The organism is Nonomuraea sp. NPDC050478, assembly GCF_044458265.1.
GTDB lineage: Bacteria > Actinomycetota > Actinomycetes > Streptosporangiales > Streptosporangiaceae > Nonomuraea > Nonomuraea ferruginea.
The window spans coordinates 201,317-225,567 of record NZ_JBITHT010000004.1 but is presented as its reverse complement, the minus strand read 5'-3'; the positions used below and the strand labels follow the sequence as shown (position 1 = coordinate 225,567).

21 protein-coding genes are annotated in these 24,251 nt (G+C 71.4%); 16 read left to right on the top strand and 5 right to left on the bottom strand.

The genetic code is table 11. The features are described from left to right. The first annotated feature begins 8 nt into the window (after positions 1-8). Both ACIBF7_RS21155 and ACIBF7_RS21150 read left to right on the top strand, forming a co-directional pair. Complete coding sequence (locus ACIBF7_RS21155; RefSeq protein WP_148033105.1) at positions 9-1,052, top strand: LacI family DNA-binding transcriptional regulator; 1,044 nt, start codon at positions 9-11, stop codon at positions 1,050-1,052. A 172-nt stretch (positions 1,053-1,224) separates the two neighbouring features. Then, positions 1,225-3,450: a cellulose binding domain-containing protein gene (locus tag ACIBF7_RS21150; RefSeq protein ID WP_271276394.1), complete on the top strand. Its 2,226-nt coding sequence runs from the start codon at positions 1,225-1,227 to the stop codon at positions 3,448-3,450. On the opposite strand, the gene ACIBF7_RS21145 is transcribed toward ACIBF7_RS21150, so the two are convergent. Continuing rightward, a complete protein-coding gene (locus tag ACIBF7_RS21145; protein WP_397197895.1) occupies positions 3,438-4,631 on the bottom strand; it encodes an MFS transporter in 1,194 nt (397 codons plus the stop codon). The two genes, ACIBF7_RS21150 and ACIBF7_RS21145, sit on opposite strands and share 13 nt — an antisense overlap. A 271-nt stretch (positions 4,632-4,902) precedes the next feature. Between ACIBF7_RS21145 and ACIBF7_RS21140 the strand changes: the two genes are divergently transcribed. Further along, positions 4,903-6,657, top strand: a complete 1,755-nt coding sequence (locus ACIBF7_RS21140) for an MFS transporter (protein WP_364234866.1) — start codon at positions 4,903-4,905, stop codon at positions 6,655-6,657. Between the two features lie 11 nt (positions 6,658-6,668). Then, complete coding sequence (locus ACIBF7_RS21135) at positions 6,669-7,484, top strand: ChbG/HpnK family deacetylase (RefSeq protein ID WP_364234868.1); 816 nt, start codon at positions 6,669-6,671, stop codon at positions 7,482-7,484. 30 nt (positions 7,485-7,514) lie between these two features. Here the strand turns inward: ACIBF7_RS21135 and ACIBF7_RS21130 are convergent, their stop codons facing one another. Together ACIBF7_RS21130 and ACIBF7_RS21125 are read right to left on the bottom strand one after the other, a co-directional pair. Further along, a complete protein-coding gene (locus ACIBF7_RS21130; protein ID WP_364234871.1) occupies positions 7,515-8,966 on the bottom strand; it encodes an MDR family MFS transporter in 1,452 nt (483 codons plus the stop codon). A gap of 226 nt (positions 8,967-9,192) precedes the next feature. After that, on the bottom strand, positions 9,193-9,852 hold the full coding sequence (locus ACIBF7_RS21125; protein ID WP_397197894.1) for a TetR/AcrR family transcriptional regulator: 660 nt from the start codon (positions 9,850-9,852) through the stop codon (positions 9,193-9,195). 80 nt (positions 9,853-9,932) lie between these two features. Here ACIBF7_RS21125 and ACIBF7_RS21120 point away from each other — a divergent pair, with 80 nt between their 5' ends. Further along, a complete protein-coding gene (locus ACIBF7_RS21120; protein ID WP_397197893.1) occupies positions 9,933-10,394 on the top strand; it encodes an anthrone oxygenase family protein in 462 nt (153 codons plus the stop codon). Positions 10,395-10,399: 5 nt separating this feature from the next. Here ACIBF7_RS21120 and ACIBF7_RS21115 read toward each other — a convergent pair whose 3' ends face one another. Both ACIBF7_RS21115 and ACIBF7_RS21110 read right to left on the bottom strand, forming a co-directional pair. Then, positions 10,400-11,020: an L-threonylcarbamoyladenylate synthase gene (locus tag ACIBF7_RS21115; protein ID WP_148033098.1), complete on the bottom strand. Its 621-nt coding sequence runs from the start codon at positions 11,018-11,020 to the stop codon at positions 10,400-10,402. A 55-nt stretch (positions 11,021-11,075) separates the two neighbouring features. Continuing rightward, positions 11,076-11,837 carry a FadR/GntR family transcriptional regulator gene (locus ACIBF7_RS21110; protein ID WP_222709044.1) on the bottom strand — a complete coding sequence of 254 codons (762 nt, stop codon included), beginning with the start codon at positions 11,835-11,837 and terminating at the stop codon, positions 11,076-11,078. Between the two features lie 184 nt (positions 11,838-12,021). Between ACIBF7_RS21110 and ACIBF7_RS21105 the strand changes: the two genes are divergently transcribed. The 11 genes from ACIBF7_RS21105 to ACIBF7_RS21055 all read left to right on the top strand — a co-directional run bounded on the left by ACIBF7_RS21105 (position 12,022) and on the right by ACIBF7_RS21055 (position 24,247). Next, positions 12,022-13,260, top strand: a complete 1,239-nt coding sequence (locus ACIBF7_RS21105; protein WP_397197892.1) for an ABC transporter substrate-binding protein — start codon at positions 12,022-12,024, stop codon at positions 13,258-13,260. A 57-nt stretch (positions 13,261-13,317) separates the two neighbouring features. After that, the gene (locus tag ACIBF7_RS21100) at positions 13,318-14,250 is read left to right on the top strand and encodes a carbohydrate ABC transporter permease (protein ID WP_219546269.1); all 933 of its coding nucleotides are present in this window, start codon (positions 13,318-13,320) and stop codon (positions 14,248-14,250) included. Further along, positions 14,247-15,062, top strand: coding sequence for a carbohydrate ABC transporter permease (locus tag ACIBF7_RS21095; RefSeq protein ID WP_148033094.1), 816 nt, complete (start codon positions 14,247-14,249; stop codon positions 15,060-15,062). Before ACIBF7_RS21100 ends, ACIBF7_RS21095 begins: the two co-directional genes overlap by 4 nt. 4 nt (positions 15,063-15,066) lie before the next feature. After that, complete coding sequence (dgoD, locus tag ACIBF7_RS21090; RefSeq protein WP_271276387.1) at positions 15,067-16,215, top strand: galactonate dehydratase; 1,149 nt, start codon at positions 15,067-15,069, stop codon at positions 16,213-16,215. A 2-nt stretch (positions 16,216-16,217) separates the two neighbouring features. Then, positions 16,218-16,841 (top strand): bifunctional 4-hydroxy-2-oxoglutarate aldolase/2-dehydro-3-deoxy-phosphogluconate aldolase, encoded by a 624-nt coding sequence (locus tag ACIBF7_RS21085; RefSeq protein ID WP_219546267.1) that lies wholly within the window; start codon positions 16,218-16,220, stop codon positions 16,839-16,841. A 24-nt stretch (positions 16,842-16,865) separates the two neighbouring features. Beyond that, positions 16,866-18,095: a D-mannonate dehydratase ManD gene (gene manD / locus ACIBF7_RS21080; protein ID WP_271276386.1), complete on the top strand. Its 1,230-nt coding sequence runs from the start codon at positions 16,866-16,868 to the stop codon at positions 18,093-18,095. Further along, a complete protein-coding gene (locus tag ACIBF7_RS21075) occupies positions 18,085-18,636 on the top strand; it encodes a gluconokinase (RefSeq protein ID WP_271276385.1) in 552 nt (183 codons plus the stop codon). Before manD ends, ACIBF7_RS21075 begins: the two co-directional genes overlap by 11 nt. 145 nt (positions 18,637-18,781) lie before the next feature. Further along, on the top strand, positions 18,782-20,443 hold the full coding sequence (locus ACIBF7_RS21070) for an ABC transporter substrate-binding protein (protein WP_397197890.1): 1,662 nt from the start codon (positions 18,782-18,784) through the stop codon (positions 20,441-20,443). A gap of 2 nt (positions 20,444-20,445) precedes the next feature. After that, positions 20,446-21,456, top strand: a complete 1,011-nt coding sequence (locus tag ACIBF7_RS21065; RefSeq protein ID WP_364234897.1) for an ABC transporter permease — start codon at positions 20,446-20,448, stop codon at positions 21,454-21,456. Further along, positions 21,456-22,322, top strand: coding sequence for an ABC transporter permease (locus tag ACIBF7_RS21060; protein ID WP_219546262.1), 867 nt, complete (start codon positions 21,456-21,458; stop codon positions 22,320-22,322). The genes ACIBF7_RS21065 and ACIBF7_RS21060 overlap by 1 nt, the downstream gene beginning before the upstream one ends. Beyond that, positions 22,319-24,247, top strand: a complete 1,929-nt coding sequence (locus tag ACIBF7_RS21055) for an ABC transporter ATP-binding protein (RefSeq protein ID WP_271276383.1) — start codon at positions 22,319-22,321, stop codon at positions 24,245-24,247. Before ACIBF7_RS21060 ends, ACIBF7_RS21055 begins: the two co-directional genes overlap by 4 nt. Positions 24,248-24,251: the final 4 nt, after the last annotated feature.

Genomic DNA, 24,251 nt, shown 5'->3' with positions numbered 1-24,251 from the left:
GTGCTGCGGTGATCCGGGACGCTTCGGCCGCTTCCGCGCCGCGCCGCGCCGGCATGCGGCAGGTCGCGAAAGAGGCGGGCGTCTCCCCGACGACCGTGAGCAACGTGCTGAACAACCCCGAGCTCGTGGCCGAGGAGACGCGCCGGCGCGTGCACGCGGCCATGGAGCGCGTCGGCTACCTGCCGAACGACGCCGCCAGGCGGTTACGGGGCGCGCCCAGCCCGCTGGTCGGCGCGGTGACCCTCGACATCGCCGGCCCGTTCTTCACCGAGGTGTGCCGCGGCGTCGAGGACAGGCTGCTCCAGGACGGCTGCATGCTCATGACCTGCAGCACCGACCTGCAGCCGGGGCGGGAGCAGCACTACCTCCAGGAGCTGGAGAAGCAGGGCGTGCGCGGGGTGCTCATCACGCCGGTCGAGACCGACCTGGACCCGCTGGTCACCCTGGCCGGGCGCGGCGTCCCGGTGGTGCTGCTGGACCACAGGTCCGACGGCCGGCTGTGCTCGGTGTCGATCGACAACCAGTGGGGCGGCGAGCAGGTCGCCACCCACCTGATCGAGCTGGGGCACCGGCGGATCGCCCTGCTGGGCGCGTCGATCGAGGTGCAGCAGACCGCCGAGCGCCACGCCGGGGTGCGCAGGGCGTTCGAGCGGGCCGGCCTGGACCCGGGCAGGGGCGTGCTGGACGTCCGGGTGCCGTCGCCCGACATCACGGTGACCGCAGCGGCGGCGCTGGAGGACGTGCTGAGCGCCGCCGACCCGCCCACCGCGATCCTCTGCCTCAACGACGCGGCGGCCCTCGGGGTGATCGGCGGCCTGCGCGAACGGGGGATCGCGGTGCCGCAGGAGATGTCCGTGGTCGGGTACGACGACGTGGCGTTCGCCGCGCAGCTCGCCCCGCCGCTGACCACGGTGTGGCAGCCGAAGCGCGAGCTGGGCCGGGTCGCGGCGGAGCTGCTCCTGGACGAGGCCCGGCCGGGTCACCGGCACCAGAAGCTCGTCTACCGGCCGCGGCTGGTCGTCCGCGAGTCGACGGCGGCGCCCCGCCGCTGAGCGCGCCGATCCCGAAAGTTTCATGCTTCCGCGCCCGGCCCGCCGCTCTGACCTGAAAGGTAACAACCCGGCCCGTCAGGAGAGCCCGGCCACGATTGAACTCTGAGCAGGGGATTTCTACGGTGTAGGCGCTCAGCGGTCCATCGAAACCTCCCTTCTGATTGGACGCTCAATGAAACGTTTATCCCGTCCCACGCACCTCGTCGCGGCGCTCGGCAGCACGGTCTGCCTGGTGGTCGCGGGTGCCGTCGCCCTCCCCTCGCACGCCGCGGCGGTGGCGTGCGAGGTCGACTACGCCGTGGCCGCCCAGTGGCCCGGCGGGTTCACCGCCAACGTGACCATCCGGAACGTGGGCGAGGCGGTCGACGGCTGGCGCCTCGACTGGTCGTTCACCGCCGGGCAGCAGGTCAGCCAGGCGTGGAACGCCACCGCCACGCAGAACGGCTCCGCCGTCAGGGCCGTGGACGCCGGCCACAACGCCGCGATCCCGCAGGGCGGCAGCGCGACGTTCGGCTTCAACGCCTCCTGGAACGGCTCCAGCAACCCCGCTCCCGCCTCGTTCGCGCTCAACGGCGTCACCTGCACCGGCGACCCCGGCGAGCCGACCCCCACCGTGACCCCCACGGTGACCCCGACCGTCACGCAGACGCCTGTGCCCGAGGGGAACAAGCAGGCCGAGGACCTCGACCGCGGCCTGATCAGCGTCCGCTCCGGCAGCGGCAACCTGGTCTCCTGGCGGCTGCTGGGCAACGAGGCGCGCGCGACGTCCTTCAACGTCTACCGGGGCGGCACGCGCGTCGCGACCGTCACGAACTCCACCAACTACCTGGACTCCGGCGCGGCGAGCGACGCCTCCTACACGGTGCGCCCGGTCACCGGCGGGACCGAGGGCCCGGCCTCGGAGCCCGCGCTCCGGTTCGCGAGCGGCTATCTCGACGTGCCCATCTCGCCGCCCAGCGGCGGCCACCACGCCAACGACGCCAGCGTGGGCGACCTGGACGGCGACGGCCGCCTGGACCTGGTGCTGAAGTGGGAGGCGAACAACTCCAAGGACAACTCCCAGTCCGGCGTGACCGACCCCGTCTACATCGACGGCATCAAGCTGGACGGCACCCGCCTGTGGCGGATCAACCTGGGCCGCAACATCCGCGCCGGCGCGCACTACACGCAGTTCCAGGTCTACGACTACGACGGCGACGGCAGGGCCGAGGTCGCGATGAAGACCGCAGACGGCACCGTGGACGGCCGCGGCACCGTCATCGGCGTCGCGAGCGCCGACCACCGCAACTCCAGCGGCTACATCCTGTCCGGCCCCGAGTATCTGACCATGTTCAACGGCCAGACCGGCGCCGCCATGTCCACGGTGAACTACGACCCGCCCCGCGGCACCGTCTCCTCCTGGGGCGACAACTACGGCAACCGGGTGGACCGGTTCCTGGCCGGCACCGCCTACCTGGACGGCCGGCGGCCCAGCCTGATCATGGCCCGCGGCTACTACACCCGCAGCGTGATCGCCGCCTGGGATTTCCGCGCCGGCGCGCTCGTCAAGCGCTGGACGTTCGACTCCAACGCCTCCGGCAACGGCTCGTACGCCGGCCAGGGCAACCACGCGCTGACCATCGGCGACGTGGACGGCGACGGACGCGACGAGATCGTGTACGGCGCGGCCGCCATCGACGACAACGGCCGCGGCCTCTGGAACGTCGGATGGGGCCACGGCGACGCCGCCCACCTGGGCGACCTCAACCCCGCCAGGGCGGGCCAGGAGTACGTGAAGATCTCCGAGTCGGCGAGTCGGCCGGGCCTGTACATGGTCGACGCCCGCAACGGCCAGGTGCTGTGGCAGACCGGCACCGGCTCCGGGTCCGACGGGGAGGGACCGGGCCGCGGCGTGGCCGGAGACGTCTACGCCGGCAGCTCAGGCGCCGAGTCCTGGGCCGCGGGCGCGGGACAGAACGGGCTGCGCAACACCTCCGGCACGGTGGTCGGCCGCCAGCCGTCCTCGGCCAACTTCCTGTCATGGTGGGACGGCGACCCGGTGCGCGAGCTGCTGGACCAGACCCGGATCGACAAGTACGGCACCGGCGGCGAGACCCGCCTGCTGACCGCCTCCGGGGTGCACAGCAACAACGGCACCAAGGCGACCCCGTCACTGTCGGGCGACATCCTGGGCGACTGGCGTGAAGAGGTCATCTGGCCCACCACCGACGACCGCGCCCTGCGGATCTACTCCACGCCCCACGCGACCACCACCAAGATCCACACCCTGCTGCACGACCCGCAGTACCGGGTGGCCCTGGCCTGGCAGAACACCGCCTACAACCAGCCGCCGCACCCGAGCTTCTTCATCGGCGACGGCATGGGCACCCCACCCCAGCCCGACGTCTACCTGCGCTGATCGCCGGCGGAGGCCGCGGGAGAGCGGGCGCCGACGGCGGGCGCCAGGAAGACGGCGGAGACGACGAAGGCGAGCACCACCAGCATGGCCGCGCGCAGACCCCAGTGGTCGCCGAGGAAGCCGAGCGCGGGCGGGCCCACGAGGAAGGCGATGTAGCCGATCGTGGCCACCAGGCTGACGCGCGCGGTCTCGTCCGGTCCCGACTCTCCCGCGGCCGACAGCGCGACGGGGAAGCCCAGCGACGCGCCGAGGCCCCAGAGCAGCACCGCCGTCCCCGCCAGGACGGCGTGGTCCGAGAAGATCACCACGAGGAGGCCCAGCGCCCCGAACACGGCGCTGGCGCGCATGACGGCGGCGCGCCCGTAGCGGTCCAGGAAGAAGGCGCCGCAGAAGCGGCCGACGGTCATGGCGGCGGCGAACCCGGTGTAGACCAGGGAGCCGGACGCGGCGCTGAAGCCGTGCCCGTCCACCATGAGCAGCGGCAGCCAGTCGTTGGCGGCACCCTCGGCCAGGGCCATCGCCAGCACGATCGCGCCGATCAGGAGGAGCCTGCCGTCCTTCCAAACCTGCGGCTTCGACCGGCCGGTGCGGGTCTCGTCCGGCAGGCTCCTCCCGGTGCCCGCGGGGATGGCGCGGATGGCGTACCAGAGGATCGCGGCGGTGATCACGGTGACCGCGGCCAGGTGCCAGTGGACCGGGAGGCGGGCGGCCGTGGCCGCGATGCCCGCGCAGGCGCCGATGACGGTGCCCAGGCTGAAGCAGCCGTGCATGGTGGGCATCGTCGTCGTGCCGCTGATGCGTTCGACGTCGGCGCCGTCGACGTTGATGGCGACCTCGCCCGCTCCCATGCCCGCGCCGAACGCGAACAGGCCCGCCGTGACCAGGAGCGCGGACGACGTCAGGGCGCCCGCCGCGATGACCGCCGTGCTCGCGACGATCAGCCCGGTGCCCGCGCCGATGACCGGCCGGGTCCCGTAACGGGAGACGAAGCGGCCGGAGCACAGGATCCCGATCATCGAGCCGAGCGACAGGCCGAACAGCACCAGGCCCATCTGGGCGGTGGACGCCTCCAGCCGGTCGCGGAGGTCGGGGGTGCGGGTCACCCATGACGACAGCGCGATCCCGGGGAGGAAGAAGAACAGGAAGAGGGCGTGCCGGCGCCGGCGCGTGGCGAGGTCCATGCGGGGAGATCTCCGTGGGGGTGCGGACAGTCCGGCAGGTCTGGGGCTTCCGCGCCCACCGAGCGTACAGAAGCATGTTAATGGGGACGTTGATGTACATTCTGCCCCGATCCGATCTTGTCGTGCCGGGCCGGATGTGCGCGGCAAGATCCCAGCTATTGACGCCGTACGGCACTTGTCTGCATCTTCTTATGCGAGTTGTCGAACACGTGTGAGCAGCCATCGAGCGTTGCATCCGGTGGGGCGTCGCATCAGCAGGGAAGGTGATCGCTTGTCCCGGCCCGGTACGGCCCCCGCTCCGGCGCGGACGCCCGCGTGGCGCTACGCCATCGGGATGTTCGGCACATCGATCCCGATCAACATGATCAAGGGATCGATGATCCTCTTCTACGTCGACATCCTCGGGCTCGACGTGCGCGCCTACGGCGTGGTCATGGTGATCTACGCGATCATCGACGCGATCGACAACCCCGTGCTCGGCCACCTCTCCGACCGCACCCGGAGCCGGTTCGGCCGGCGCCGGCCGTGGCTGCTCGTCGGCGCGCCGATGCTCGCGGCCTGCATGATCGGCTTCTTCTCCGCACCGGCCTCGCTGGACGGCATCGGCCTCCTGCTCTGGTTCGCGGTGTTCGCGATCCTCTGCGAGGCCTTCGACTCGATGCTCAACGCCAACTACGGAGCGCTGCTCCCCGAGCTCTACCCGCGCGAGCGTGACCGCGCCGTCGCCAACGGGCTGCGCCAGGGCTTCCAGCTCGTGGCGCTGGTCATCTCGCTCGCGGTCACCCCGTTGCTCACCACGCAGGTGTTCGGCACCGAGGAGACCACCCAGGGCTTCCAGACCACCGCGATCATCTACGGCGTGATCGCGCTCGTCGTGATCGTGTTCATGGCGCTCGGCGCCCGCGAGAACCCCCGCTACTCCACCCGCGAGCGGCCGCCGCTGCTGCGCAGCGTGTGGTCGATCGTGCGCAACCGGATGTTCTGGACGGTCGGGCTCACCGGCGCCTGCTACGGGATCGCCATGGCGCTCGTGCTCTCGGGCATCCAGCTGTACGTCCGCTACTCGCTGGGGCTCCCGGTCGGCAACGCGCTCTACCTGCAGGGCATCGTCATCCTCGTCTCGGCTGGCGGCCTCGTGGTGTGGACGCGCGTCGTCGCGCGCCGCGGCGCCCTGTGGGCCTGGCGGGTCGCCTTCGCGGTCCTCGCGGCCAGCTTCGCCGCCCTGTTCCTCGCCACCGACCTGGTCACCGCGATCGCCGCCGGGGTGCTGGTCGGGGCCGGGTGGTCGGGGATGCTCGCGACGAACGACCTCATCGTGGCGCGGGTGCTGGACGCCGACGCGGCGCGCAACGGGGAACACCGCGAAGGGCTCTTCCTGTCGGCGTTCGGCTTCTTCGGCCGGCTCAACGGGATCGTGACCGGGCTCTCGCTCACCTCGCTCGGCGTCTTCTTCGGCTACAACTCCGGCGACGACCCCGGCGCCGACCCCGGCCTCGCGTTCCGCGTGTACCTGTGCGTCTACCCGTTCATCCTGACGACGATCGGCGCGATCGCGGCCCGCTTCGTCACGGTCCCCCTCGAAACACCCCCGGAAGCCTCCGAACCATCCCCCGGCTCGGCCGCGGAGCCACCACACGGTTCGGCGGCGGAGCCGCCTTCCGCTTCTGTGGGCGGGACATCCGGCTCGGTGGCCGGGCCGCCTCCAGGTTCGGCGGGGGAGCCACCCACCGGTTCGGTGGCCGGGCCGCCATCCGGTTCGGTGGATGGGCCGCCCCTCGGTTCGGCGGCGGAGCCGCCTTCCGGTTCTGTGGGCGGGACATCCGGCTCGGTGGCCGGGCCGCCTCCAGGTTCGGCGGCGGAGCCACCCACCGGTTCGGTGGCCGGGCCGCCATCCGGTTCGGTGGATGGGCCACCCCCCGGCGCGGCGGCGGAGCCGCCTCCCGGTTCTGGGGGCGGGGCGTCCGTCAAGCCTGTGGCGGAGCCGTCATCCGGGGTCGCGGACGAGGCTGTGGAGGGGCCGCGGTGAGGCGCCGGGTCGTGATCACGGCTGATGACCTCGGGCGGGAGAGCGGGACGACCGAGGTGATCGTGTCGCTGCTCGCCGAGGGGCATGTCAGCGCGACGACGCTCATCTGCGTCTCGCCGGTCGCGGAGGAGGCGGCCGGACAAGTACGGAAGCTCGGCGTACTGCCTCGGGTGCACGTCACGCTCACGAGCGAGCGCGGCGTCCCCCGGTGGCGGCCGCTCGACGGCGCGGCCAGCCTGGTCGAACCGGACGGGACGCTCAGCGAGGATCCGATGGCTCTGGGCGCTCGCGGGGAGGCCGAGGATGTCATCGGGGAGGCGGACGCGCAGCTGCGGTGGATGCGGGAGCGGGGTTTCACCCCCGTGGCCGCCGACTCCCACGCCGGCACCCTCTACGGCCTGCACGGCAGGTCGTGGCTCGCCGAGGCGCTGGAGTGGTGCGCGCGCCACGGCCTCGCCTTCAGGCTGCCCCGCGACCCGGCGCCGTACTTCGGCGGGCCGCTCCCGCCGCCGCTCGCGGCCCTCCACGAGCGCGCCGTCGCGCACGCCGTCGCGCTCGGCGTGGCCATCCCCGAGACGATCGCGACCAACCGGAGCACCGCATCTGAACTCGGCGCGTACGAGCGACTCCGGGACGACTACCTCCGCCGGCTCGCAGCCCTCCCCGAGGGCACGAGCGAGCTGTTCCTGCACCCGTCACGCGAGGACGCGGTCGAGGGACCGGACGGCGTCGTGCGGTCCTGGGAGGCCCGGCTGCTGCGCGACCCGGTCTGGCACGACGCCCTCCGGCGCGAGGACGTCGAGGTGGTCGCGGGCTGGTGGCCCTGACGCGGGCTTCCCCGTACGGACGATCGAGCCCTACGCGGCGTCCACCTCGCCGGAGGAGGCGGCGCGGGCCGGGAGGAGCAGGGCGGTGACGACCACGACCACGGACAGCGCCGCGCCGATCACGAAGGCCAGCCGCATGCCGCCGAGGTCGGCGAGCACCTCGGTGACCCCCGCCGCCGCCAGCGCTTCGGAGCGCGTGCTCATCACGGTGATCACGAGCGCGGTGCCGAAGGCCGCGGCGACCTGCTGCAGCGTGCTCAGGATCGAGCTGCCGTGGGAGTAGAGCCGCGGCGGGACCGCGCCGAGCCCGAGGGTGAACACCGGGGTGAACGTCGCTGCCAGGCAGACCGACAGCAGCGTGTGCAGGCCGAGGATCTGCCAGTAGGGCATGGTCATCGAGACCTGGGTGAAGCCGGCGAGCGTGAGCATGATGCCGATCGCGCCGGGGATGACCAGCACCCGGCCGCCGTACTTGTCGAACAGGCGGCCGACGGCCGGGCCGAGCAGGCCCATGGCGAGGCCGCCCGGCATCACCAGCAGCCCGGTCTCCAGGGCGCTGAGCCCGCGGACGCTCTGCAGGTAGAGCGGCAGCAGGATCATCGAGCCGAGCATGGCCATGAAGGACACCGCCATCATGATCAGCGCGATCGTGTAGGTGCGGTGGCGCAGGGTGCGCAGGTCGAGCAGCGGCACGCCGCGCTTCTGCAGCGACAGCTGGCGGAAGACGAAGACGGCGATGGTCGCCAGCCCGGCCGCCACGATGGCGGCGGCCACCCGGACGTCACCGCCCTCGAACCGGCTGAGCCCGTAGACCAGGCCGCCGAAGCCGGTCGCGGCGGCTGCCACGCTGAACCAGTCGACGCTGCCGAGCTGGGGAGTGCCGACGTTCTCCAGCCTCTTCAGGCCGCCCCACGCGATCAGGGCGGCGATGGGCAGCACCACGGCGAACAGCAGACGCCAGGACCCGAACTGGAGGATCACCCCCGAGACCGTCGGGCCCATCGCGGGCGCGACCGACATGGCCAGGGTGACGTTGCCCATCACCCGGCCCCGGTCCTCCTGGGGCACCACCCGCATCAGCGTGGTCATCAGCAGGGGCATCATCACGGCGGTGCCGGACGCCTGGATGATGCGGGCGGCCAGCAGCACCTCGAACGACGGCGCGACGACGGCCAGCGCCGTGCCGGCCAGGAACAGGCCCATCGCGGTCGAGTAGGCGGCGCGGGTGGTGACGCGCTGCAGGAACCAGCCGGTGATCGGGATCACCGCCGCCATGGTCAGCATGAAGGCGGTCGAGAGCCACTGCGCGGTCTGCTCGGTGATGTGCAGCGCGGCCATCAGCTGGGGGATCGCGTTGATCATGATCGTCTCGTTGAGGATGACCACGAACGTGGCGAGCACCAGCAACCGGATCACGGCCGGTGTGCGGCCCGGGGTGGTGGCCACGGGCTTGGCAGGTGGGTCGAGCAGTCGGCTGGACACGGTACCTCGATCGGGATAGTCAGGCGAGACATGGTCATGGCCGGCATCCCGGCACTGTGACTCACTGGAAGTCGTGGTCATGTACAGACTGACGGACGCCACTGACAAAACTCATCGACGACGCCCAGCCTTCCGCCACCCGCCAGGAAATGTCACCCGATTTTCCGCCGAGAAAACTATGCACTCCAGATAGGGAAGAGGCTTCGTCAAGGAGTCGCCGTAGGGGTCAGGGGGCGAGGAGGGCCGCCGCGAGCACGGTGGCGAGCCATTCCTCGTACTCGGCCTCGCTCCACCCGCACACCTCGGTCAGCTTCTCGAAGTTCTCCGTCGAGGTGAGCACGTAGATCTGCGCGGCCGCCCTGCCGGGGTCGAGGTCCGGGCGCAGCGCGCCGAGGGCGTGCAGATGCTCGGCCGGTCCGCGGCTTCCGGTCAGCCTTTCCCGCTCGATCCCCGCCAGCACGTCGCGCAGCCCGGTGTCGGACGGGGCCGCGGCGGCCGCCGCGCGCAGCACGCGGTGCACGGGGGTGACGCGCCGGAGGATCGAGGTGGCCATCGCGGCGTACCGGGCCAGCTTGCGTGCCGGGTCGCGCTCCTCGATGATCGCCCGGACCCCGGGCCGGTCGCTCTGCGGCACGGCCAGGGCGTCCCCGGCCAGCGTGATGTCGTAGACCAGCTTCGCCAGCGCGGGCTTGCCGCCGGGGCAGGACGTGTAGAGCGTCTGGACGGCCACGCCGGCGTCGCGCGCGACCTGCGCCATCGTGGTGTCGGCGTACCCCTTGCCGACCATCAGCTCCCGCGCCGCCGTCGCGATCCGCAGCCGGGTCGCCCGCGCGTGCTCGCGGCGCAGGCTGCTGGAGTACGAGCGGCGCTTCCTCGGCTCAGTCATCGCCATCATGCTTCCAGATCTATTGACTGGATTCATCTCTAATGAAAAAGTGCTGATCCAGCCAAAAGGAAGGCATGCTGATGTCCCTGGCTCTCAGCGCGTCCAGGATGGTGGCCCTGTTACTGGTCGGCGTGTACGCGGGCGGAGTCCTCTTCGTGGTGCTCGCCCCGTCCGTCGGCCGGATCCCGGGGCCCGCGTACGTCCGATACTGGCAGGCGCTCAACGCCGACTACGGCCAGCGCATGCCGCCGCTCCTGCTGATCAGCGTCGCGGCCCTGCTCGTCGTCACGGTCCTGTCATGGCAGCGCGGATGGCTCGTCTTCGGCCTGAGCGCGGCCGCCCTGATCCTGGTCGTCCTCACGGTCGCCCTCACCGTCGCCGGGATGGAACCCCTCAACCAGGCCGCGAACGCCTGGGACCCCGACGCGCTGCCCGCCGGCTGGGACGAGATCCGTCAGCGGTGGCTCAACCTGCACCTCGTACGGACCGGGCTCGCCCTCGCGGCGTTCGCGTGCCTGATCGTCGCCCGGACCGCCGACTGAAGGTGCTATTCGAACAGGTCCGCGGGCCCCGTGCCGTGACGGAGGATCTCGGGCTCGCCCTGCGAGAAGTCGACGACGGTCGTCGGGGTGGCGCCGCACTCGCCGGAGTCGATGACGGCGTCGACCGCGTGGTCGAGCCTCTCCTTGATCTCCCAGCCCTGCGTCAGGGGCTCGGTCTCGTCGGGCAGCAGCAGCGTGCTCGACAGCAGCGGCTCGCCCAGCTCGGCCAGCAGGGCCTGGGTGACGACGTGGTCGGGGATCCGCACGCCGACCGTCTTCTTCCTGGGGTGCAGCAGCCGCCGCGGCACCTCCTTGGTGGCGGGCAGGATGAACGTGTAACCGCCGGGAGTCGCCGCCTTGACCAGGCGGAACACGGCCTTGTTCACGTGCACGAACTGACCGAACTGGGCGAAGTCCCGGCACACCAGCGTGAAGTGGTGCTCGTCGCCGAGGCCGCGGATCTCCCTGATCCGGTCGATGCCGTCCTTGTTGCCGATCCGGCAGCCCAGGGCGTAGCACGAGTCGGTCGGGTACGCGATCAGCCCGTCCGCGTGCAGCAGATCCACCACCTGGTTGATCAGTCGGGGCTGGGGGTTGTCCGGGTGTACGTCCAGGTACTTCGCCACCCTTGGATCTTAGGAGCGGTCACGGGGTGACACGACACGCGGTCCCCGTACGGGGTCACACGCCGCCGGGCTCGGCCGTCCGCTCCCACATCGACCGCATCTCGGCGAACCCCTGCTCCATGATGTCGACCATGGCCTGCCTGGCCCGCTCGCCGTCGCGCCGCTGGAGCGCCTGGGCCACGTCGATGTGGAGCTGCAGCGCCTGCTCGTGGGGGTAGTGGGGCATCAGGTGGTAGTGGTGACGTCCGGCCAGCACCTCGGCGACGATCAGTTGCAGTTTGGCGAACATCTCGTTGCCCGAGGCGGCCAGCACCCGGCGGTGGAAGTCGATGTCCAGGCTGAGGAAGCGTGACTCGTCGCCGGCCTTCCCCGCGGCCCACATCTTGGCCGCGAGCCCGACCAGCTCGCTCGCCTCGTCGTCGCCGATCCGCTCGGCGGCCAGCCAGGCGGCGTGCGGCTCGATCGCGGTCCGCAGCTCGGTGATCGAGCGCATCTGCGCCATCCGCCCGCCGGAGGCGAGCCGCCAGCGGATCACCTGCGGGTCGAAGACGCTCCACGCGCCGGCGGCCTGGATCATGATGCCGACCCGGCGCCGGGTCTCGATGAGCCCCATGGAGGCGAGCACCCGCAGCACCTCGCGGATGACCGAGCGGGAGACCTGGTAGCGGTCGACCAGGTCTTCGATGCTCAGGACGGAACCGGCGGCCACGTCGCCGTTGCAGATGGCGGTGCCGAGATGGTCGAGGACTCGTGCGTGCAGCCCAGCCTCGGCAAGGGATCGCTGAGTGGGTGCGCCCCCTGGGGAGGACTGGTTCACGGCTGAAAGCATATCAGTTGACGCCAAGCCTTGAATAAATCAGCTTTTTTGCCCTAACATCCCGGCATTAGTCAGATGTTAGACGAGTGTGGCGCCCTTCAGGGGGGCGGCGGCCATGCCAGAAAGGCGAGATGACGTGCGACGTCGATCGATAACCGGTACTTCTCTGGCCGTGGTTGTCGCCATGAGCCTGACCGCCTGCGGCGGAGGCGACGGCGGCGGCGGTGCGTCCGACACGGTCCGGGTCACCCTGGCCAACCACGTGTGGACGGAGAACGTCAAGCAGGCACTGCCCGAGTTCGAGAAGCAGACCGGGCTCAAGGTGGAGATCACCCAGCTCGGCGAGGACCAGCTCTCCGACCAGTACAACGTCAAGCTCAACGCCGGCTCGGCCGACATCGACGTGATGATGTACCGGCCCCTGCAGGAGGGCAAGCTCTTCGCCAGGAACAAGTACCTGGCCGACCTCACGGAGCGGGTGAAGTCCGAGAGCTGGGACTTCAGCGACTTCCAGCCCGGCCCGGTGCAGTCCACCACGTACGAGAGCAAGCCGGTCGGCATCCCGATCATCACCGAGCAGGAGGTCCTCTACTACCGCAAGGACCTGCTGGAGAAGGCCGGCCTGAGCGCCCCGCCGAAGACCCTGGACGAGCTGAAGGCCGCCGCCGCCAAGATCAAGGAGTCGGAGCCTGACGTCGCCGGCTTCGTCGCCCGTACGGGCAAGTCCGCGGCGGTCACCCAGTTCTCCAGCTTCCTCTACAGCTTCGGCGGCGACTTCGTCGACGAGAGCGGCAAGTCGGCGGTCGGCACCGACGCGGCCAAGCAGGCGTACGCCTACTACGGCGAGCTGATCAAGGACTACGGCCCCGCGAACGTCAGCACCGACATGGGCTGGCCCGAGGCGATGGCGATCTTCACCCAGGGCAAGGCCGCCTTCTACACCGAGGCGAACTCGCTCTACAAGAACGCCACCGACGCGGACAAGTCCAAGGTGTCGGACCAGGTGGGCTTCGCGCCGTTCCCGGCCGGCCCGGCGGGCTCGAAGCCGTACAACATCCCGTCGTGGGCGCTGGGCATCAACGACGCCTCCGAGAACACCGAGAACGCCTGGAAGTTCATCGAGTGGGCCACGGGCAAGGAGCAGACGCTCGCCCAGCAGAAGTCCGGCGTGCCGGGCGCCCGCACCTCGGTCTGGGCCGACCCCGAGGGCGTCTCGACCTTCCCCGAGGACCTGGCCGAGGCCATCGCGGCCAGCACCGAGAACGGCGTCGGCCATGACCGGCCGCTGGTGGTGAAGGTCGCCGAGGCCCGCGAGATCGTCGGCCAGCCGATCGTCGACGCGATCACCGGCAAGGACGCCGCGGCTTCGGCCGACACGGCCCACACCGCCTTCCAGCAGTTCCTGGACGACGAGGCCGAGTAAGCGGCACGCGCGGGCGGCGGGCCGAGCGCCCGCCGCCCGCCCACCCCTGGAGACCTCATGGCAACGATCACCAGCAAGGCGCCGAGCGGCGCCACCGGCACGCCCGGCTGGGTGCGCTGGGTCAACGACCACCGCAAGTGGCTGTTCGCCGCGCCCGCGATGACCTTCGTCGCCGCGCTGCTCGTGTTCCCCCTGGCCTGGACCGGGTACCTCAGCCTCACCGACGCCGAGGGATCGGTCCGCGCCGAGAGCGAGTTCGTCGGCTTCCAGAACTACCTCGACGTGCTCTCCGACACCACCAGGTTCTGGCCCGCCGTCGGCCGGACCGCCACGTTCACCGGCGTCGCGCTGCTGTTCGAGATGGTCCTCGGGATGGCGATCGCGCTGCTGCTCTGGCGGCCGTTCAAGGGGCAGAAGTGGGTGCGGGTCGCGATCCTGCTGCCGCTCGTCGCCACCCCGGTCGCGGTCGGCATGATGTGGCGGCTCATCTTCGACCCGAACATCGGCATGGCCAACCAGGTGCTCGGCTGGATCGGCATCGGGCCGCAGCCGTGGCTCGCCGGCGAGCACACCGCCCTGCCCACCACGATCTTCATCGACGTGTGGCAGTGGACGCCGATGGTGGTGCTTATCCTGCTCGCCGGGCTCACCTCGCTGTCGGAGGAGCCGCAGGAGGCGGCCAGGATCGACGGCGCCAGCACCTGGCAGCGGTTCCGGCACGTCACCCTGCCGCTGCTGATGCCCACGGTGACCGTGGCGATCCTGCTGCGCGGCATCGACGCGCTGAAGACCTTCGACATCCTCTACGCCACCAAGGGCCGCGGGGGCGGCTCGTTCCACGAGGTGGAGACCCTGAACGTGTACGCCTACGGGCTCAGCTTCGACTACAACGAGTACGGGGTCTCCTCCACCGTCCTCATCCTGTTCTTCCTGATCATCATCGGGGCGATGTGGGCCCTGACCGCCCGGCGCAAGGAGGCGCGGCGATGAGGCCCAGTCTCGCGTACCGGGTGTTCCGGGTGGCGGCGCTCACCGTCGTGGTGCTCGCCCTGGTGGCGCCGCTGGTCTGGATGGTCGCCGCGGCGTTCAAGACCAACGTCGACATCTACGACCCGGGCAAGGCCCTGGTGTTCTCGCCCACCCTGGACAACTTCGGCAAGGTGCTCCAGCAGGCGAACTACGTCACGTTCATCGTCAACAGCCTCTGGGTGGCGTTCGCCGCCACGGTGGCGTCGCTGATCCTCGGGCTGCCGGCCGCCTACTCGATGAGCCGGTTCAACATGCGCAAGTCCGCGCTGGTGGTGCTGATGGCCCGGATCATCCCCGGCGTCTCGCTCCTGGTGCCCTGGTACTACGTCTTCTCCAACCTGCGGATGGTCGGCGGCTACGAGGTGCTGATCATCAGCCACATGTTCGTGTCGCTGCCGCTGGTGGTCTACATCATGATGGGCTACTTCGACAGCCTGCCCACGGAGCTGGAGGAGGCGGCGCTGGTCGACGGGCTGACCCACATCGGCGCGTTCCGCCGCATCACGCTGCCGCTGTCGGTGCCGGGCATCGCGACCGCCGGGATCCTGTCCTTCATCTTCTCCTGGAACAACTTCATGTTCGCGCTCGTGCTCTCCGACGCCGACACCAAGACGCTGCCCGTCGCGATCTTCGACTTCGTCGGGTACGCCAGCATCGACTGGGGCGGCCTGATGGCCGCGACCACCGTGGTCACCCTGCCGATCATGGTGATCGCCCTGTTCGTGCAGAAGTACGTGGTCTCCGGCCTCACCGCCGGCGCGACGAAGGGCTGAGCCGATGACGACCATCGCGCGCGTCGAGACCTTCCTCGTCGCCCCCCGCTGGCTGTTCGTCCGGGTGGAGACCGGCTCCGGGATCGTCGGCTGGGGCGAGGCCACCTGCGAGGGGCGTTCCGAGACCGTCAGGGCCGCCGTGGACCAGCTCGCGGAGCTGCTGATCGGCAAGGACGCGCTGCGGATCGAGGACCACTGGCAGGTGCTGACCAAGGGCTCGTTCTACCGCGGCGGCCCGATCCTGGCCAGCGCCGTGGCGGGCCTCGACCAGGCGCTCTGGGACATCGCCGGCAAGCACTTCGGCGCCCCGGTGCACCAGCTGCTCGGCGGGCCGGTACGGGACCGGATCCGGGTGTACGGCTGGGTCGGCGGCGACGAGCCGGGCGAGGTCCGCGACCACGTCGCCGCCCAGGTCGAGGCCGGGCTCACCGCGGTGAAGATGAACGCCTCGGGCAGGATGAGCCCGGTCGCGTCGGTCGCCGAGCTGAACGGCGTGGTCGCCCGGGTGGCCGCCGCCCGCGAGGTGCTCGGCGACCACCGTGACGTCGCCGTCGACCTGCACGGGCGGTTCACCCTCGCCAGCGCCCGCCGGGTGGCGCCGCTGCTGGAGCCGTACCGGCCGCTGTTCCTGGAGGAGCCGGTCGTACCGGAGAACTCGCACCTCATCGGCGAGTTCGTCCGCTCGACCACCATCCCCGTCTCGACGGGGGAGCGGCTCTACAGCAGGCAGGAGTTCCTGCCCGTCCTCCAGGCCGGCATCGCGGTCGCCCAGCCGGACCTCTCGCACGCCGGCGGCATCACCGAGGTGCGCAAGATCGCCGCGCTCGCCGAGGTGTACGACGTGCAGCTCGCCCCGCACTGCCCGCTCGGCCCGATCGCCCTCGCGGCCTGCCTGCAGGTCGGCTTCGCCACGCCCAACTACCTGATCCAGGAGCAGAGCCTCGGCATCCACTACAACCTGGGCGCCGACATGCTGGACTACTGCGTGGACAAGACCCCGCTGACCTTCATCGACGGGTACGTCGAGCGGCTCACCGGGCCCGGCCTGGGCATCGAGGTCGACGAGCAGGCCGTGCGCTCGGCCGGCAAGCGGGCACACGCCTGGCGCAGCCCCGTCTGGCGGCACCGGGACGGCTCCTACGCGGAATGGTGACCATGACATCCGACTTCACCGCCACCCTGGCCGCCACCCGGCTGCTGGCGATCATCCGCGGCTCCGGCGGGGCGGCCGCCGTCGCCGCCGGGACCGCGCTGCTCGACGAGGGCGTCCGCGTGCTGGAGGTGGCCCTGACCACCCCCGGCGCGCTCGACGCCATCGCGGCCATCCGGGCCGCCGCGCCGGCCGGCACGCTGGTCGGCGCCGGCACCGTGCTCACCGAGGCGGACGTCGCCGACGTGGCCGCCGCCGGCGCGCAGTTCGTCGTCACCCCGGCCGTCGTCGACTCCATCGGCGCGGCGGCCAGGCGAGGGCTCCCGGTCGCCGCCGGAGCGCTCACCCCGACCGAGGCGTACACCGCGACGCGGATGGGCGCCGCCGCGGTCAAGCTCTTCCCCGCCTCGCTGGGCGGCCCGGCCTACCTGAAGGCGCTGCGCGACCCGTTCCCGCACCTCCCGTTCGTCGCGGTGGGCGGCGTCGGCCTGGCCGAGCTGCCCGGCTTCCTCGCCGCCGGCGCGATCGCGGCCGGCGTCGGGGGGCCGCTGGTCGGCGACGCGGCGTCCGGCGGCGACCTGGACGCCCTGCGCGAGCGGGCCCGCGCCTTCCTGGCCGCGACGTCGTGACCCCTCGTTGAGAAAGGCATCCACGTGAAGATCACCGCAGCGGACGTCATCGTCACCAGCCCCGACCGCAACTTCGTCACCCTCAAGATCACGACGGATGACGGGATCACCGGGCTGGGCGACGGCACACTCAACGGGCGGGAGCTGGCGGTCGCGTCGTACCTGGCCGACCACGTCGCCCCCCTGCTGATCGGCCGGGACCCGCACCGCATCGAGGACACCTGGCAGTTCCTCTACCGCTCGGCGTACTGGCGGCGCGGCCCCGTCACCATGGCCGCCATCGCCGCCGTGGACGTGGCGCTCTGGGACATCAAGGCCAAGGCCGCCGGGATGCCGCTCTACCAGCTGCTCGGCGGAGCCTCCCGGAACGGGATCATGGCGTACGGGCACGCCTCGGGCCGCGACCTGCCGGAGCTGTTCGACTCGATCCGCCTGCACCTGGAGCTGGGGTACCGGTCGATCCGGGTGCAGACCTCCGTGCCGGGGGTCGACGCGGTGTACGGCGTCGCCGCCCAGCCGAGCATCGACGGCAAGCGGTACGACTACGAGCCGGCCCAGCGCACCCCGCTGCCCGCCGAGGAGGACTGGGACACCCGCGCCTACCTGCGCCACCTGCCCGGCGTCTTCGAGGCGGTGCGGAACGAGTTCGGCCCCGAGCTGCCGCTGCTGCACGACGGGCACCACCGGATGACCCCCATCCAGGCGGCCAGGCTCGGCAAGGACCTCGAACCGTACGACCTGTTCTGGCTGGAAGACTGCACCCCGGCGGAGAACCAGGAGGCGCTGCGCCTGGTCCGGCAGCACACCACCATCCCGCTGGCCATCGGCGAGGTCTTCAACACCGTGTGGGACTACCAGACCCTGATCCGCGAGCAGCTCATCGACTACGTCCGCTCCGCCGTCACCCACACCGGCGGGATCACCGCCATGCGCAAGCTCCTCGACTACGCCGCCCAGTACCAGATCAAGTCCGGCATCCACGGCCCGACCGACATCTCGCCGGTCGGCATGGCCGCCGCACTCCACCTGGACCTGGCGATCCACAACTTCGGCATCCAGGAGTACATGCGGCACGGCGCGGCCACCGACGAGGTGTTCCGGCAGTCGTTCAGCTTCACCAACGGCTACCTGCATCCCGGCGAGCTGCCGGGGATCGGCGTGGAGCTCGACGAGGAGGCGGCGGCGCGCTTCCCGTACCAGGCGGCCTACCTGCCGTTCAACCGGCTCAAGGACGGCACCGTCCATGACTGGTGACCGTCCGCCCACCCGGCACATCGTGGTCATGGGCGTGTCGGGCGCGGGCAAGACGACCGTGGCCCGCGGCATCAGCGAGGCGACCGGGCTGCGGTTCGCCGAGGCGGACGAGTTCCACTCGGAGGCGAACGTGGCCCGGATGCGCGCCGGCGTCCCGCTGGACGACGCGGACCGCTGGCCGTGGCTGCGCGACCTGGCCTCCTGGATGGCCGACCGGCACGCCGAAGGCGTCTCCACCGTCCTGGCGTGCTCGGCGCTCAAGCGCGCCTACCGCGACGTCCTGCGGCAGGGCCCGCCGGACGTGGAGTTCGTCCACCTCGACGGGGCCCCGGAGCTGATCAGGGACCGGATGACCCGCCGCACCGGCCACTACATGGCGGCCAGCCTGCTCGACTCGCAGCAGCAGATCCTGGAGCACCTCGATCCGGACGAGTCCGGGATGGTGCTGGACGTGGCGCTGTCACCGGACGAGCTGGTGGCGGCGGCGCTCACCCGTCTCGGCCTGCCCGGCCGGATGTTTCCCTCTGGTGAAATTATCTGAACGTCCTTGTCCTTAATGCCCGGTTACCGGTACAACGTCAGAGATAGACAGGACTCTGACCGGTGAACTGGCACGCGGGAGCGTTCAGTGAACGGAAGGCCTGACTGAACACGTCGTCTCTTCCGTGTCCCCCAGGAGGACCCCCATGGCCGGATTCTCACGTGCGGTCGCCGCCGGCTCGCTGCCGATGTCGCGCAGGTCGGCGCTGCGGCTCGGCGGCGGCGTGGCGCTGCTGCTCGCCGCCGGGTGCGCCGCCGGGACCAAGGGGGGCGAGCAGCCGCAGCCGTCGGGGGCCGCGTCCGGCGGGGAGGGCGGCGCGCTGCGCATCGCGGTGGGCGGCTACGTCAGCAGCTGGGACCAGGACTTCGTGGGGTTCGACCTCACCGCGCTCATGCTGTTCAAGAACGTCTTCCCCTACATGATCGACTACGGCGTGAAGGACGTCGGCGGGGCGCAGATCCTCGACACCGAGAGCATCGCCCCCACCTTCGCCGAGTCGTTCGAGCCGGACGCCGACAACAAGGTCTGGACGCTGAAGCTGCGCAAGGGCGTCAAGTTCGCCAGCGGCAACGAGATGACCGCGGCCGACGTCAAGTGGTCCAAGGACCGGGCGTTCGCCGCCAAGGCCAACGTCGCGGGCGTCTACCGGCTGATCGGGCTCACCGAGGCCGACCAGGTCAAGGTGGTCGACGACTACACGGTGGAGTTCCACCAGGCGTTCCCCAGCGCGCTCACCCGGCAGATCCAGGCCATCTCCCTGTACGTCTTCGACTCCGCCGAGGCCAAGAAGCACGCCACCGACGCCGACCCCTGGGCCAAGGAGTGGTTCGCCAAGAACCCGCCGACCGGCGGCTACTTCGAGGTCTCCAAGGCGGTCCAGGGCCAGGAGATCGAGCTCAGCGCCAACACCGGCTACCCCGGCGAGGACCCGGCCAAGCTGAGCACCATCCGCCTCACCGTGGTCTCGGCCGCCGCCACCCAGCGCCTGCAGCTGGAGGCGGGCGACGTGGACATCGCCCTCGGGATGAGCCGCCGCGACGTCGCCGACCTGAAGGACGCCCAGGGCATCAAGGTGATCTCCGCGCCGAGCAACAACCAGGTGGCCATCCAGATGTCGGTCGCCACCGCGCCGTTCGACGACGTCAAGGTGCGCCAGGCGCTGGCCTGCGCGGTTCCGTACGAGCAGATCATCAGCAACGTGTACGGCGGCGACGCCCGCCCGGCCAAGAGCCTGGTGCCGCTGGACATGCCGGGTTACGCCGAGACCGGCTACCCCTACGCCTACGACCTGGACAAGGCGAAGGCCCTGCTGGCCGAGGCAGGCAAGCCGTCGATCAGCTCCGAGCTCGTCTTCGAGGCCGACAACGCCGAGCAGCAGCAGATCGCCGTGCTGGTGCAGAGCGAGGCCAAGAAGGCCGGCATCGAGCTGAAGCTCGCCCCGCTGGACCCGGCGACCCTCGGCGAGCGCCGCGAGAAGAAGAGCATCCCGCTGCAGCTCACCGCCGGGCAGCTGTGGGTCAACGACGTCGAGTACATGCTCGGCACCAGCTTCACCAAGGGCGCCAACCTGAACTACTCCAACTACGTCAACGACGAGATCGAGAAGATCTTCGAGCAGTCGCACACCACGGTGGAGGAGGCCGAGCGGCTCAAGCTGTGGGCCCGGGTGCAGGAGATCCTCGCGGCCGACGTGCCGTGGGCGATCATCTGCCAGCCGAACTTCACCCTCCCGGTGCGCGAGGAGGTCGCCGGCTGGGTCCAGCCGATGGACGGCCTGGCCCGCCTGCGTTACCTGACCAAGGCATAACTGTGCGGATCGCCCGATTCACCGCACGGCGCCTGCTGCAGGCCGTGCCCGTCCTCCTCGGCGTCGTCGTGGTGACGTTCGTGCTGGTCCGCGTGCTGCCCGGCGATCCGATCCGGACGATCCTCGGCCCCAACGCCACGGAGGCCGACGCGGCGGCGGCGCGTGCCCGTTACGGGCTGGACCAGCCGATGTGGCAGCAGTTCGTGGACTACCTGGGCGGGCTGTTCACCGGTGACCTGGGCCTGTCCATCCAGAGCGGCCAGTCGGTGATGGGCGAGATGGCCGTCCGCCTCGGGCCCACGCTGGAGCTCGTCGTGATCGCCGTGACGATCGCGACGGTGCTGGCCACCGTGCTCGGCATCTGGTCCGCGCGCCGCGCGGGCCGCGCCGGTGACCACACGCTGCGGGTGCTGGCCCTGGTGGGCAACTCGCTGCCGGAGTTCTGGCTCGGCCTGGTGCTCATCCTGGTCGTGTACAGCGGCCTCGGCTGGGTGCCGGCGCCCAGCGGCCGGGTCGACCCGGACACGAACCTGTCGCTGATCACCGGCGCGGACCTGCTGGACGCGGTGCTCACCGGCAACGGCCCGGCGTTCGCGTCGGCCGCCGGCCACCTGGTGCTGCCGGTGGCGACCATGGTCGTCGTCATCGTGGCGCCGCTGATGCGCAGCGTGCGCGCCTCGGCGCTGGAGGTGCTGGGCTCGGAGGCCTACCGGGCGGCCGCCGCGCACGGCCTGCCGGAGCGCACGCTGCTGCGCGGCTATCTCGCCCGCGCCGCCCTGGTGCGGCTGCCCGCGCTGGCGGCGCTGGTGTTCGGGTTCGCGATCGGGTCGACGGTGCTGGTGGAGTACGTCTTCTCCTGGCAGGGCTTCGGGCAGTGGGCGCTGCGCGGGCTGCTGTTCCGGGACTACCCGGTGGTGCAGGCGTCGGTCGTGGTGATCGCGCTGTGCTACACGCTGATCTTCCTGATCGCGGACGTGGTGCACGCCGTCCTCGACCCGAGAGTGAGGATCTGATGGCCGACCTGACCACGGCGGGGGAGGCCGGCCCGCCGCGCGCCGCCGCCGCGGACCGCGGCTTCGCCACCACGCTGATCCGGACCGGGTCGGTGATCCTTGGGCTGGTCGTGCTCGCCGTGCTGATCGGGCCGCTGCTGGTCCGCTGGGGACCCGAGGAGATCGACGCGGCGGCCTCGCTGGCCCCGCCCGGCGGGGCGCACCCGCTGGGGACCGACGTCAACGGCATGGACATCCTCAGCCGGGTGCTGCATGCGGGCCGCCTGGACCTGGGCGTCGCCGTCGCGTCGGTCGCCCTGGCCGTGGTGCTCGGCACGCTGCTCGGGATCGTCGCCGGGTACCGCGGCGGGCTGGTCGACGACGTGCTGATGCGGATCCTGGACGTGTTCCAGGCGTTCCCGGCGTTCATCCTGGCGCTGGCGGTCGCCGCCCTGCTCGGGGGCGGCGTGCCCGAGCTGATCCTGGTGATCGCCCTGGTCAACGCGCCCGCGTACGCCCGTCTCGTCCGGGCCGAGGTGCGCACGGTGCGGGAACTGCCGTTCGTGGAGGCGTCCAGGACGTCGGGATCGTCCGGCCTGGGCACCCTCTGGCGGCACGTGCTGCCCAACAGCCTCACCCCGGTACGCGTCATCGCGCCGCTGAACTGCGGCTGGGCCATGCTCACCCTGGCGGGGCTGTCCTTCCTGGGTCTCGGCGTCACCGTGCCGACGGCGGAGTGGGGGGCCATGATCAGTCTCGGCTCGGCGGACGTGGTCGCCGGGCGCTGGTGGACCTCGGTGCCGCCCGGCCTGCTCCTGCTGGTCAGCGTCCTCGGGTTCAGCCTCCTCGGCGAAGGGCTGCAGGAACGCGCGGGGGTCACCCGATGACCCTGCTCGACATCCGGGACCTGAAGGTCGCCATCGGTTCCGTACAGGCACTCGCCGGCGTGGACCTCACGGTCGCGCGCGGCGAGGTCGTCGGGCTGGTGGGGGAGAGCGGCGGCGGCAAGAGCATGATCGCCAGATCGGTCGTGGGGCTCCTGCCGGACGGCGCCCGCGCCACCGGCCAGGTCCTCTTCGAGGATCGGGACGTGCTGACGATGGACGCCGCGGCGCTGGCGGCGCACCGCGGCGCGGGCGCGGCGATCTGCTTCCAGAACCCGCGCGGCGCGCTCAGCCCGACCCGCGTCATCGGCCGCCAGCTCACCGACCGCCTGGTGACCCACCAGGGCATGGACGCCTCCCAGGCGCGCTCGGCGGCGGTGGACCTGTTCGAGAGCGTCGGCATCCGCGCGGCGGCCCGGCGGTTCGGCAGCTACCCGCACGAGCTCTCCGGCGGCCAGGCGCAGCGCGTCATGATCTCCCTCGCCACCGGCTGCGCCCCCGGGCTGCTCATCGCCGACGAGCCCACCACCGGCCTGGACGTCACCCTCACCCGCGAGATCCTGCTCCGGTTCCGCGAGGCGGCCGACGAGGAGGGCCGCGGCGTGCTCCTCATCTCCCACGACCTCGCGTCCATCGCGCGCATCTGCGACCGCCTCGTCGTCCTGAACGCGGGCGCGATCGTCGAACACGGCCCCACCACCGCCATCCTGACCACCCCAGCCGCCCCCTACACCCGCACCCTCCTCGCGGCCGTCCCCACCCTCCCCACCCCAACCCCCCACCCCGCCGAGTCCGGGGAATCCGGGGAGGCCAGGGAGGCCGGGGAGGCCGGGCAGGCCGGGCAGGCCGCAGGTTCCGCCGACTGCGCCGATCCCGCCGACCGTGCGCGGCCCGTAGGTGCGGGGGTGTCTGCCGAGTCCGGCGAGTCCGGCGAATCCGTCCCTTCCGCCGGTTCCGGTGATGAGGTTGTGCGGGTTGAGGATGCGCATGTGGTGTACGGGAGCCGGTTCGGGGCGGGGGGGCACCATGCGCTGCGTGGGGTCAGTCTGACTGTGCGGGCGGGGGAGACCGTGGGCGTGGTCGGCGAGAGCGGGAGTGGGAAGAGCACGCTGGCCCGGCTCATGCTCGGCATGATCACCCCGTCGCGGGGAGTGGTCACGCTGGCCGGGCAGGAGCCGTCACGTCTGCGCGGGCGGGAGCTGCGCGCCCTGCGCTGCCGCGCCCAGCTCGTGTTCCAGGACCCGATCGGCTCGCTCAGCCCGCGCCGCACCGTCGCCGACGCGGTGGCCGAGCCCCTGCGCGCCGCCGGGGTCAAGGCGCCCGAACGGGCCCGGCGGGTCGCGGCGGTGCTGGAGCGCATGGGCCTGGACGGGACGTACGCCGAGCGCCGCCCGCACGAGCTGTCCGGCGGCCAGGCGCAGCGCGTCGGCATCGCCAGGGCGCTGGCCGGTGAGCCCGACCTGATCGTCTTCGACGAGCCCACGTCCGCGCTGGACGTGACCGTACAGGCGCAGATCCTGAAGGTGATCGGCGAGGTGACGGCCGAGCGGGGCCGCGGCTCGGTGTTCATCTCGCACGACCTGGCCACCGTGCGCGGCTTCTGCGACCGGGTCGTGGTGCTCTACCTGGGCCGGATCGTCGAGGAGGGCCCGGTCGAGGAGGTCTTCGCCCGGCCGCGGCATCCGTACACGATGGCGCTCCTGGCCGCCGTGCCCTCGCTGGACGGCGAGGAGGAGACCGGCCGGGTGCGCCTGACCAAGGACCCGGAGGAGGCCGCCGCGGGCGGCGGCTGCGCGCTCGCGCCGCGCTGCCCGTTCGCGGAGGACGCCTGCCGCACCGAGGAGCAGGAGCTGCGGACCCTGGGCCGCGCCCGCGTGGCCTGCCGCCGCGCCGGCGCGCTTCCCGATCTCGAAGGACCAGAGAGGTGACACA

Bases quoted from the DNA above. Each gene is read 5' to 3' on its own strand.
- ACIBF7_RS21150 (WP_271276394.1), top strand. From the start codon at position 1,225: ATGAAACGTTTATCCCGTCCCACGCACCTCGTCGCGGCGCTCGGCAGC.
- ACIBF7_RS21145 (WP_397197895.1), bottom strand. From the start codon at position 4,631: ATGGACCTCGCCACGCGCCGGCGCCGGCACGCCCTCTTCCTGTTCTTC.
- ACIBF7_RS21125 (WP_397197894.1), bottom strand. From the start codon at position 9,852: ATGACTGAGCCGAGGAAGCGCCGCTCGTACTCCAGCAGCCTGCGCCGC.
- ACIBF7_RS21120 (WP_397197893.1), top strand. From the start codon at position 9,933: ATGTCCCTGGCTCTCAGCGCGTCCAGGATGGTGGCCCTGTTACTGGTC.
- ACIBF7_RS21105 (WP_397197892.1), top strand. From the start codon at position 12,022: ATGAGCCTGACCGCCTGCGGCGGAGGCGACGGCGGCGGCGGTGCGTCC.
- ACIBF7_RS21100 (WP_219546269.1), top strand. From the start codon at position 13,318: ATGGCAACGATCACCAGCAAGGCGCCGAGCGGCGCCACCGGCACGCCC.
- ACIBF7_RS21095 (WP_148033094.1), top strand. From the start codon at position 14,247: ATGAGGCCCAGTCTCGCGTACCGGGTGTTCCGGGTGGCGGCGCTCACC.
- dgoD (WP_271276387.1), top strand. From the start codon at position 15,067: ATGACGACCATCGCGCGCGTCGAGACCTTCCTCGTCGCCCCCCGCTGG.
- ACIBF7_RS21085 (WP_219546267.1), top strand. From the start codon at position 16,218: ATGACATCCGACTTCACCGCCACCCTGGCCGCCACCCGGCTGCTGGCG.
- ACIBF7_RS21075 (WP_271276385.1), top strand. From the start codon at position 18,085: ATGACTGGTGACCGTCCGCCCACCCGGCACATCGTGGTCATGGGCGTG.
- ACIBF7_RS21070 (WP_397197890.1), top strand. From the start codon at position 18,782: ATGGCCGGATTCTCACGTGCGGTCGCCGCCGGCTCGCTGCCGATGTCG.
- ACIBF7_RS21060 (WP_219546262.1), top strand. From the start codon at position 21,456: ATGGCCGACCTGACCACGGCGGGGGAGGCCGGCCCGCCGCGCGCCGCC.
- ACIBF7_RS21055 (WP_271276383.1), top strand. From the start codon at position 22,319: ATGACCCTGCTCGACATCCGGGACCTGAAGGTCGCCATCGGTTCCGTA.